General features: G+C 73.9%; 10 protein-coding genes. 4 read left to right on the forward strand and 6 right to left on the reverse strand.

Features of this window, described 5'->3' with window-relative positions; all coding sequences use genetic code 11:
• Positions 1 to 507: 507 nt before the first annotated feature.
• The 3 genes from BG452_RS22425 to BG452_RS22435 all read right to left on the reverse strand — a co-directional run bounded on the left by BG452_RS22425 (position 508) and on the right by BG452_RS22435 (position 3,397).
• Positions 508 to 1,410, reverse strand: a complete 903-nt coding sequence (locus tag BG452_RS22425) for a UTP--glucose-1-phosphate uridylyltransferase (RefSeq protein ID WP_188306146.1) — start codon at positions 1,408 to 1,410, stop codon at positions 508 to 510.
• 139 nt (positions 1,411 to 1,549) lie between these two features.
• Positions 1,550 to 2,293, reverse strand: coding sequence for an SDR family oxidoreductase (locus BG452_RS22430; protein WP_188306137.1), 744 nt, complete (start codon positions 2,291 to 2,293; stop codon positions 1,550 to 1,552).
• Between the two features lie 147 nt (positions 2,294 to 2,440).
• Positions 2,441 to 3,397 carry an NAD-dependent epimerase/dehydratase family protein gene (locus BG452_RS22435; protein ID WP_188306138.1) on the reverse strand — a complete coding sequence of 319 codons (957 nt, stop codon included), beginning with the start codon at positions 3,395 to 3,397 and terminating at the stop codon, positions 2,441 to 2,443.
• Between the two features lie 211 nt (positions 3,398 to 3,608).
• On the opposite strand from BG452_RS22435, the gene BG452_RS22440 reads away from it, so the two are divergent.
• Together BG452_RS22440 and BG452_RS22445 are read left to right on the forward strand one after the other, a co-directional pair.
• Positions 3,609 to 4,598: a cytochrome c oxidase assembly protein gene (locus tag BG452_RS22440; RefSeq protein WP_188306139.1), complete on the forward strand. Its 990-nt coding sequence runs from the start codon at positions 3,609 to 3,611 to the stop codon at positions 4,596 to 4,598.
• A gap of 99 nt (positions 4,599 to 4,697) precedes the next feature.
• The gene (locus BG452_RS22445; RefSeq protein ID WP_188306140.1) at positions 4,698 to 5,336 is read left to right on the forward strand and encodes a YdcF family protein; all 639 of its coding nucleotides are present in this window, start codon (positions 4,698 to 4,700) and stop codon (positions 5,334 to 5,336) included.
• A 73-nt stretch (positions 5,337 to 5,409) separates the two neighbouring features.
• Here BG452_RS22445 and BG452_RS22450 read toward each other — a convergent pair whose 3' ends face one another.
• Positions 5,410 to 7,632: an NADP-dependent isocitrate dehydrogenase gene (locus BG452_RS22450; RefSeq protein WP_188306141.1), complete on the reverse strand. Its 2,223-nt coding sequence runs from the start codon at positions 7,630 to 7,632 to the stop codon at positions 5,410 to 5,412.
• 412 nt (positions 7,633 to 8,044) lie between these two features.
• Between BG452_RS22450 and BG452_RS22455 the strand changes: the two genes are divergently transcribed.
• A complete protein-coding gene (locus BG452_RS22455) occupies positions 8,045 to 8,371 on the forward strand; it encodes an SAV_915 family protein (RefSeq protein ID WP_188306142.1) in 327 nt (108 codons plus the stop codon).
• Positions 8,368 to 8,697, forward strand: coding sequence for a hypothetical protein (locus tag BG452_RS22460; RefSeq protein ID WP_188306143.1), 330 nt, complete (start codon positions 8,368 to 8,370; stop codon positions 8,695 to 8,697). The genes BG452_RS22455 and BG452_RS22460 overlap by 4 nt, the downstream gene beginning before the upstream one ends.
• Positions 8,698 to 8,707: 10 nt before the next feature.
• Here the strand turns inward: BG452_RS22460 and BG452_RS22465 are convergent, their stop codons facing one another.
• Positions 8,708 to 8,956 (reverse strand): hypothetical protein, encoded by a 249-nt coding sequence (locus BG452_RS22465; protein WP_188306144.1) that lies wholly within the window; start codon positions 8,954 to 8,956, stop codon positions 8,708 to 8,710.
• 70 nt (positions 8,957 to 9,026) lie between these two features.
• A partial coding sequence (locus BG452_RS22470; protein ID WP_188306145.1) for an EamA family transporter occupies positions 9,027 to 9,454 on the reverse strand: 428 nt, incomplete at its 5' end.

Raw genomic sequence — 9,454 nt, forward strand, 5'->3', positions numbered from 1 at the left:
GGCGCCTTCGCCTACACCGCGGCCGTCACCACCGGCCACGACGCGCACCCCTTCCCGCCCTCCCCCTACGTCCACGCCTACAACGCGGACGGCAAGGAGATCTACAACCAGAAGACCCAGCCCAACGTCAAGGGCACCGCCCAACGGTAGGCGTTGCTCCAGGCGCTCGGGGCCGGGCGGTCGCCCTACCGGACGGCTCGCCGGCCCCGGGTGGCCACGACCTCGCTCAGGGCACCCCGGTTCGATCTCCCCCCTGACCGGCTCCCCGGCGGCCCGGTTGCCCGAACGTGGGCGACCGGGCCCGTCACGGCCGGAGTTGATGGTCCGTCAGATCCGACCGGGGTTCACCCTCAGAGGAGGCAGAGGTTCTGGTGGGTACAGGTGCTCCCGCTCACGGTGGACAGGATCGACCAGCCGACCGGGACGGGGCAGCCGATGACGCGTCCGCCCGGCGTCACGCAGGCCGCGTCGGCGACGGCCCCGGCGGGGCGGCCCCGGCGCGCCCGGCTACTCGGCCGGGGCCAGTTCCGCCGCCAGCTGCCGCAGCTCGTCCCCGAACTCCGGGTTGGCGAGCGCCGCCGCGAACTGGGCGCGCAGGTAGGCGGCGGGGTTGCCGGTGTCGTACCAGGTGCCGGCGATGACCTGCCCGTAGACGGCGCGGCGGGCCGCGTAGGCGTTGATGGCGTCGGTCAGGTAGACCTCGTCCTCGGGCTTCTCGTGCCAGCGGCGGGTGAGTTCACGCAGCTCGTCGACGATGCCGGGGGTGATCACGTACCCGCCGATGGCGGCGTAGCCGGAGGGGGCGTCGACCGGCTTGGGCTTCTCGACCAGGCCGGTGATCCGCAGCGACCCGCCGCCGAGGTCCTCCTTCACCACCGGTACGCCGTAGCGGTAGGAGTCCTCGGGGGCCATCGGCATCAGCGCGAGCACCGGCGCGTTGGTCTGCTCGAACGCCCGGATCAGCTGCTGCGCGCGGGGCACCTCGGCGACGAACACGTCGTCCGGCCAGAGCACCAGGCAGGGCTCGTCCCCGAAGTGCCGGGCGGCGTTGAGCACCGGGGTGCCGTTGCCGTACGGCCCGTGCTGGTACAGGTAGCTGATGTGCCCCTTGCGGGACAGCTCCCCGACCTCCTCGACGGCGTCCGCGAACGCCGCCTTGCCGTCCCGGCGCAGCTGGTCGACCAGCACCGGGTTGGGGCGGAAGTGCTCCTGGATCAGGCTCTTGTCGCCGTTGACGACGATGGTGATGTCGGTGATGCCGCTCTCGATCAGCTCGCGCACGGTGTGCTCGATCACCGGCTTGTCGCCGACCGGAAGCATCTCCTTCGGGGTGGCCTTGGTCAGCGGCAGCAGGCGGGAGCCGAGTCCGGCGGCGGGGATGACGGCTCGACGGATGGTCCTGGGGGCCATGTGATGCTCTCTCATGTCGACGGTGCTGCGCCGCAGTTGAGCGGCACCGCGATCGACGCTACCAAGGATGGCTTCATGATCATTACCAGCCGGCGGGGGGCGGTGGTCGCCGCCCCCGCCCCCCGCACCGGCCGTTCACTCAGGCCGTGTAGCCGCCGTCCACCGCGAGGGCGGTGCCGGTGACGTAGCGTCCGCCGGGGCCCGCCAGGAAGGCGACGGCGGCGGCGATGTCCTCGGCCTCGCCGAACCGGTCCAGGGCGGTGAGCGAGCGCTGGAAGTCGGCGGAGTCGCCGTCGGCCGGGTTCATGTCGGTGTCGATCGGGCCCGGGTCGACGACGGTGACGGTGATCCCGCGCGGACCGAGCTCCCGGGCCAGGCCCCTGGTCAGCCCGGTGAGCGCGGTCTTGGCCGTCGCCTGGAGGACGAAGTTCGCCCCCGGGACCCGCCCGTTGAAGCAGGAGCCGATGCTGATGATCCGCCCGCCCCCGCCCATGTGCCGGGCGGCGGCCTGGGCGGCCAGGAACACCGACCGGACGTCGACGGCGAGCACCCGGTCGACCTCCTCGACCGTCACCTCGTCGAGCGGGCCGTAGGTGAGGAAGCCCGCGTTGTTCACCAGGACGTCGAGCCCGCCCAACTGCCGGACCGTCTCCTCCACCGCGTGCGCGGCGGCGTCCGCCTGGACCAGGTCGGCGCGGATCGCCACCGCCCGGCCGCCCGCCTCCTCGATCTCCTTGACGACCGTCCGGGCCTGCTCCTCCGCCCGGACGTAGGTCAGCGCCACCGCCGCCCCCTCGGCCGCCAGCCGCTTGGCCACCGCCGCGCCGATGCCCCGGCTGCCGCCGGTCACCAGGGCCACCTTGCCGGTCAGGTCGCTGCTCATCGTCGTTCCCCCTGTCAGTCGTCGCCTCGTTCGTGGCACCCCGACGGTAGAGCCTCACACTGGTGTCAGGTTCAAGCCCCTTCGTACGTCCCGTGCGCGGACGCCTCCTCCACCTCCGGCGCCGCAGCCGCCCCGCCGGCTACAGCCCTAGCGTCCCAGCTCCGCCCGGTACCAGCCCGCCGCCCCGGCGAGCCGGGCCAGCGGCCCCGGGCCGGGCGGGCAGGCGGCCAAGCGCCAGATGTCGTCGCTGCGGTACCAGTGGTCGCGGGCGATCATGACGAACTGCCGCTCGGAGACCCGTCCAGGCGTGGCGGCGAGCAGCCGGAGGCACTCCTCCCAGGACAGCGCCGGGCCGTCCGGGGCGGGCAGCAGGCCGAGCCGGGCGAGGGCGTCCAGCAGTTCGGCGCTGCGGACCGGCTCCGGGTGGGCGGCGTGGTGGACGCCCCGCACCGGGGCCGGGGCGTCCAGCGCCAGCGCGGTGATCAGCCGGGCCAGGTCGGTCCGGTCCACCAGGGAGAGCCGGGAGTCGCCGCCCGCCCAGCGGCCCGGGACCCTGCGGGCCAGCTCGGCCAGGGCGGGCACCACCCAGCGGTCGCCGGCTCCGGTGACCAGCGCGGGGCGCAGCACCACGGCGCCGGCCGCCAGGGCGTGGCCCTCGCCCAGCAGCCGGGTGCGGCTGGCCTCGGACTTCGGCGCGGCGGGCACCTCGTCGACGCCGATGCCCGGGTGCGGGCCCTCGCCGTACACCGCCGTGGTCGACAGGTGGACGATCCGCCCGATCCCGGCCCGGGTGGCCGCCGCCATCACCGCGGCCGTGCCCCGGTCGTTGACGGCCGCGCAGTCCTCGGCGCCGCCGTCGACCAGGGAGGCGAGGTGCAGCAGTACCCCGGTGCCCGCGCACAGCCCGTCCAGCGCGGCCCGGTCGGCGAGGTCGCCGGGCACCCAGGTGGTGTGCCCGTCCGCGACGGGCTCCCCGCGCACCAGCGCCCGCACGGGGACGCCGCGGGCCTGGAGCGCCGCCCGTACGGCGGAGCCGATGAAGCCGGTCGCCCCGGTGAGCGCGACCGCCGCGGGCCGCGCCGCGGGCCGCTGTGACGCCGCCATGGCTGCTTCCTCCCTGCTGACCGGCCGGTCAGTCTAATCAGACACGCCCCAGCGCGCCGCCCGCCCGGAGCCACCCCTACGGAGGGGGCGCCGGTACGACCGGGGTAAGGCCCACCTAGGCTGTATGCCAAGCAAAACGGGCGAACCGGACCCCACCGGGGACCACCAGGACGGAAAGCGGGACCCGCCGATGGGCGACGGAATGTCAGGAATGCACCACCACGGCGGGATGACCCCACTAGGGCCGTTCACCCTCTCCAACGTGTGGACCTGGTCCCCGGACTGGGTGTTCCTGCTCGCCGGCCTGGTCGCGCTGGCGCTCTACCTGACCGGCGTGGTCCGGCTGTACCGGCGCGGGGACCGCTGGCCGGTCGGCCGGGTCGTCGGCTGGGTCGCGGGCGTCGCCAGCATGCTGCTGGTCACCTGCAGCGGGCTGAACGACTACGGCATGGTGCTGTTCAGCGCGCACATGATCCAGCACATGGTGCTGTCCATGCTGACGCCGATCCTGCTGCTGCTCGGCGCCCCGATCACGCTGGCGCTGCGCGCCCTGCGCCCGACGGGCAAGGGCCGGCCGCGCGGTCCGCGCGAACTGCTGGTGGCGCTGCTGCACAGCCGGTACGTCCGGGTGATCTCGCACCCGGCGTTCACCATCCCGATGTTCATCGCGAGCCTGTACGGGGTCTACTTCACCCCGGCGTTCGACTTCCTGATGCAGTACCGCCTCGGGCACATCTTCATGATGGTCCACTTCCTCATGACCGGTCTGACCTTCTTCTGGCCGATCATGGGCGTGGACCCGGGCCCGCACCGCCCCGGCCACGTGATGCGGATCATCGAGCTGTTCATGGGGATGCCCTTCCACGCCTTCTTCGGCGTGGCGGTGATGATGGCCGGCCACCCGCTGGTCACCACCTTCACCGTCCAGGGCTCGCCACCCGGGACGGACCTGCTGGAGGACCAGAAGCTGGCCGGCGGCATCACCTGGGCGTTCGGCGAGATCCCGACCGCGATCGTGCTGATCGCGCTGGTCTACCAGTGGATGGGCTCCGAGCAGCGGCAGGCCCGCCGCCGGGACCGCGCCGAGGAGCGCAGCGGCGACGCCGAGCTGGAGGCGTACAACGCCTACCTGGCCTCGCTGCACAAGAAGGGCCAGCGCCCGGCCGCCGCCCCGGCCGCACCAGCGGCCGACGCCGGCTGAGCCCCGCCCCGCAGCACCCCGGAGCCCACGTCCTCCCCGGCGGACGTGGGCTCCGTCATGTTCCGGAACGGCGCTCCCGCCGGAGGCGTTCGAGGGGGTATGCACGCCCTGTTCCTCCCCGCCGCCCTGCTCGGCGGGTACGTCCTGCTCTGGCTGCTCGGCTTCCTCGGCTGGGCGCTGGTCCAGCGCCACCGGCCGGTGCCCGCCGGGGCCGACTACCTGGTGGTGCTGGGCGCCGCGCTGGACGGCTGCGAGCCCGCTCCCACCCTCGCAGCCCGGCTGGACACCGCGCTGGAACGTTTCGCCGCCGAGGAGGCCGCCGGGCACGCGCCCCTGCTGCTGGTGACCGGCGGCAAGGGCCCGCACGAGGAGTGCACCGAGGCCGGCGCGATGGCCCGCTACCTGCTCGCCCGGGGCGTCCCGGCCGAGCGGATCCGGCGCGAGGAGCAGGCCGTGAACACCGCCGAGAACCTGCGGTTCAGCGCCGCCCTGATGGCCGCCGAGCACCCCGGCTACCGCTGCACCGTCGTCACCAGCGGCTTCCACACCGTCCGCTCCGCCCTGGCCGCCCGCCGGGCCGGCGCCCCGGCCCGGGTGCTCGGCGCGGACGGACCGCTCGCCCACGGCCCGTACCAGCTGCTGCGCGAGGCGGTCGGCACGGCGCTCGCGCTGCCGCGCGCCAACGGCGCCGCCCTGCTGCTGCTCGCCGGTACCGGCGTGGTGCTCGGGCTGGCCTGACCGGCACGCGGAGAGGCCCCCGGGTCCGCGGCTGCGGACCCGGGGGCCTCCCGGTGCTTCGACCCGATCGGCGTCAGCCGAGGTTGGCGATCGCCTCGTTGAAGGACTTCGACGGGCGCATCACGGCCGCGGCCTTGGCCGGGTCCGGCTGGTAGTAGCCACCGAGGTCGACGGCCGAGCCCTGGACGGCGATCAGCTCGTCCACGATGGCCTTCTCCTGCTCGGTCAGCGCCTTGGCCAGCGCGTCGAAGGCCTGGGCCAGCTCGGCGTCGACGGTCTGCTTGGCCAGCTCCTGGGCCCAGTACATGGCCAGGTAGAAGTGGCTGCCGCGGTTGTCGATGCCACCGAGGCGGCGGCTCGGCGACTTGTCCTCGTTGAGGAAGGTGCCGGTGGCGCGGTCCAGGGTGTCGGCCAGCACCTGGGCGCGGGCGTTGCCGGTGCTGGTGGCCAGGTGCTCGAAGCTGGCGGCCAGCGCGAAGAACTCGCCCAGGCTGTCCCAGCGCAGGTAGTTCTCCTTGACCAGCTGCTGGACGTGCTTCGGGGCGGAGCCGCCGGCGCCGGTCTCGAACAGGCCGCCGCCCGCCATCAGCGGGACGACCGAGAGCATCTTGGCGCTGGTGCCCAGCTCCAGGATCGGGAACAGGTCGGTCAGGTAGTCGCGCAGCACGTTGCCGGTGACCGAGATGGTGTTCTCGCCGCGGCGGATGCGCTCCAGCGAGAACTTGGTGGCCTCGACCGGGGACATGATCTCGATCTGCAGACCGGTGGTGTCGTGCTGCGGGAGGTAGGCCTTGACCTTCTCGATCAGCACGGCGTCGTGGGCGCGCTCGGCGTCCAGCCAGAACACGGCCGGGTCGCCGGTGGCGCGGGCGCGGGTGACGGCCAGCTTGACCCAGTCCTGGATCGGCAGGTCCTTGGTCTGGCAGGCGCGGAAGATGTCGCCCGGCTGGACGGCCTGCTCCAGCACCACGTTGCCCTCGGCGTCGACCAGGCGGACGGTGCCGGCGGCCTCGATCTCGAAGGTCTTGTCGTGGGAGCCGTACTCCTCGGCCTTCTGCGCCATCAGGCCGACGTTCGGGACGGAACCGATGGTGGCCGGGTCCAGGGCGCCGTGGGCGCGGCAGTCGTCGATGACGGCCTGGTACACGCCGGCGTAGCTGCTGTCCGGCAGCACGGCGAGGGTGTCGGCCTCCTGGCCGTCCGGGCCCCACATGTGGCCGGAGGTGCGGATCATGGCCGGCATCGAGGCGTCGACGATGACGTCGCTCGGCACGTGCAGGTTGGTGATGCCCTTGTCGGAGTCGACCATGGCCAGGGCCGGGCCCTCGGCCAGCTCGGCCTCGAAGGAGGCCTTGATCTCGGCGCCCAGGTGCGGCACACCGTCCAGGCCGGCCAGGATGCCGCCGAGGCCGTTGTTCGGGTTGAGACCGGCGGCGACCAGCGCCTGGCCGTACTTCGCGAAGGTCTTCGGGAAGAAGGTGCGGACCACGTGGCCGAAGATGATCGGGTCGGAGACCTTCATCATGGTGGCCTTGAGGTGCACCGAGAACAGCACGCCCTCGGCCTTGGCCCGGGCGACCTGGGCGGCCAGGAAGTCGTTCAGGGCGGCGGCGCGCATCACCGAGGCGTCGACGACCTCGCCGGCCAGCACCGGGACCTTCTCGCGCAGGACGGTGGTGGTGCCGTCCTGGCCGACCAGCTCGATGCGCAGGGTGCCGTCGGCGGCGATCACGGCGGACTTCTCGGTCGAGCGGAAGTCGTTCTCGCCCATGGTGGCGACGTTGGTCTTGGACTCGGCGGTCCAGGCGCCCATGCGGTGCGGGTGGTTCTTGGCGTAGTTCTTGACCGACTGCGGGGCGCGGCGGTCCGAGTTGCCCTCGCGCAGGACCGGGTTGACGGCGCTGCCCTTGACCTTGTCGTAGCGGGCGCGGACGTCCTTGTCCTCGTCGGTCTGCGGGTCGTCCGGGTAGTCCGGCAGGGCGTAGCCCTGGGCCTGCAGCTCGGCGACGGCGGCCTTCAGCTGCGGCACGGAGGCCGAGATGTTCGGCAGCTTGATGATGTTGGCGCTCGGGTCCTTGGCGAGCTCGCCGAGCTCGGCCAGGGCGTCGCCGATCCGCTGGGCCTCGGTCAGACGCTCCGGGAAGCTGGCGATGATCCGCCCGGCCAGGGAGATGTCACGGGTCTCCACCCGTACACCCGCCGTCGAGGCGTACGCCTGGACCACCGGCAGGAACGAGTAGGTCGCCAGGGCCGGAGCCTCGTCGGTGTGCGTATAGATGATGGTCGAGTCAGTCATCGGTACTCCGCTTCACGTCTCCAACGTCTTGACGTCAAGATATCTCGTCCGGGGCCCCTCGCTCCACCGCCCCCCGCCCCGGAGCGTGCGCCGGTCGGATCCGGAGGCCCGCGCGGGGCGCACCGGCGACCGGATCCACCGTGGTCCCGGGCGCGCCGGACGGCAAGCGGAGCGCTCCCGGGCCGTACCGGACGGGCGGGGTTGGGGCGGTCGTACGGCCCCGTTCCGGCGGAGTTCGGGCCGGCGCGGGACTGGTGTAGTCCAATCGGGTGAGCCGGGCGTCAGGAGTGCGTCAACGCACCACCCCATTCGGTCAACGCTGCGTCAGGACCGGCGACGTGCGGCACGGCCCGGCCTAGCGTCGAGCCAAGCAGTTCCGGCAGCAACCACCACCCCACTCGGGAGCATCCGCATGGCCTGCGTCGTCTGGCACGTTCCGGTCACCACCACCGGCACCGGAAGCACCGCCGCCCTCCGCCTCTTCCGCATGCGCGACGGCCGCCGCTGCGCGGTCGGATTCTCCAGCCCCGAGGCCCTCGCCGCCCTCCTGGGGCCCGCACAGGCCTACACCGAACTCGGCGAGGCCGCCCTGCGCGTCCTCACCGGGCCGCTCGGCGTCGACACCCTGGTCCTCGACCCGGGCCTGGTCGCCCCGCCCGTCGCCACCGCCGTCGCACCCGGTGCCAGCCCGGGCGCGGCCCCCGCCCCGGCCCCGACGGTCCACCTCCAGCACCGGTGACGGCCCCGCTCCATCTCGTCCCGGGCGGGTTCGACCCCGCTCCGGGACGCCCCGAGCAGGCCCGCGAGCTGCACGCGATCGCCCGGATCAGCCACGGGCCGGTCCCGCTGGACTTCGACCGGCTGGCGGCGGAGTTCCCGGCCGTGCGGAGCGGCCTCGCGCTGGCCGGGGACGCCGACCTGGAGCTGCGGCTCGTCTGCACCGGCCCGGAGGAACTGCGGGCGGTCGCCGCCGCGCTGCAGCGGGCGGGCGCCGCCAAGGTCCGGATCGACCTGGTGCTGCGGACGCTGACCCCGGCACCGGTGACGCTGCGGCCGGTGCCGTGAGCCGCCCGGATCACTCGAACCCGGGGCGCGGGTCCGGATTGACCGCCTGGCCGTCGATCTCCGCGCCCCAGGCGTCCTCACCGCTCGCGTCCACGCAGTAGCCGCTGCCCTCGACGTGCCCGCCCGCGGCCCGGCAGGTGGCGGCGGTGACGTCGCGCCGGGTGGCCCCCGCCGCCGACGCGGGGGCCGCGGCACCGGCGGCGAGGAGGACGGCGGTCGCGGTCGTGACGGCCACCCGGGCCGCGCGTGAGGTCTTCATGCAGGCCACGACAGCACGGCGGCGTGCACCCGGCGACCACGGCTGGCCCGCCCGGGTGCACGCCGCTGTTCTACGCCCGGGCCAGGGCCGCGATCGCGGCCAGCAGCAGCGCCGAACCGGCCACCAGCCCGGCTGTGAAGGGCTCGCCGAGGAACAGCACGCCGATCACCGCCGCCGTGGCCGGCTCCAGCAGCACCAGCACCGAGGCGGTGGTGCCCGGCACGGCGGTCAGCCCGCTGAAGTACCACCGGTAGGCGAGCAGGGTCGGCACCGTCCCGAGGAACAGCAGTGCTCCCCCGGTCAGCGTCGGCTGCCCGCCGCTGGGCAGCACGCCCTGGAGCACGGCGAAGGGCAGCAGGCAGAGCAGTCCGGTCGTGAAGGCGCCGGTACTGGCCCGGGCCGACCCGCCGCCCCGGGCCCACAGGGTCAGCCCGCTCTGGCCGGCGCCCGCGAGCAGCGCCAGGGCGATGCCCAGGGCCGGGCGCGGCCCGGCGGCCG

It is taken from the genome of Streptomyces sp. CBMA123, from assembly GCF_014596465.1.
Taxonomy (GTDB): domain Bacteria; phylum Actinomycetota; class Actinomycetes; order Streptomycetales; family Streptomycetaceae; genus Kitasatospora.

What these genes read in the sequence shown, in the direction of transcription:
- BG452_RS22450 (WP_188306141.1), bottom strand. Translation starts at nt 7,632, where the DNA reads ATGACTGACTCGACCATCATCTATACGCACACCGACGAGGCTCCGGCC.
- BG452_RS22440 (WP_188306139.1), top strand. Translation starts at nt 3,609, where the DNA reads ATGCACCACCACGGCGGGATGACCCCACTAGGGCCGTTCACCCTCTCC.
- BG452_RS22455 (WP_188306142.1), top strand. Translation starts at nt 8,045, where the DNA reads ATGGCCTGCGTCGTCTGGCACGTTCCGGTCACCACCACCGGCACCGGA.
- BG452_RS22445 (WP_188306140.1), top strand. Translation starts at nt 4,698, where the DNA reads ATGCACGCCCTGTTCCTCCCCGCCGCCCTGCTCGGCGGGTACGTCCTG.
- BG452_RS22430 (WP_188306137.1), bottom strand. Translation starts at nt 2,293, where the DNA reads ATGAGCAGCGACCTGACCGGCAAGGTGGCCCTGGTGACCGGCGGCAGC.
- BG452_RS22425 (WP_188306146.1), bottom strand. Translation starts at nt 1,410, where the DNA reads ATGGCCCCCAGGACCATCCGTCGAGCCGTCATCCCCGCCGCCGGACTC.
- BG452_RS22435 (WP_188306138.1), bottom strand. Translation starts at nt 3,397, where the DNA reads ATGGCGGCGTCACAGCGGCCCGCGGCGCGGCCCGCGGCGGTCGCGCTC.
- BG452_RS22465 (WP_188306144.1), bottom strand. Translation starts at nt 8,956, where the DNA reads ATGAAGACCTCACGCGCGGCCCGGGTGGCCGTCACGACCGCGACCGCC.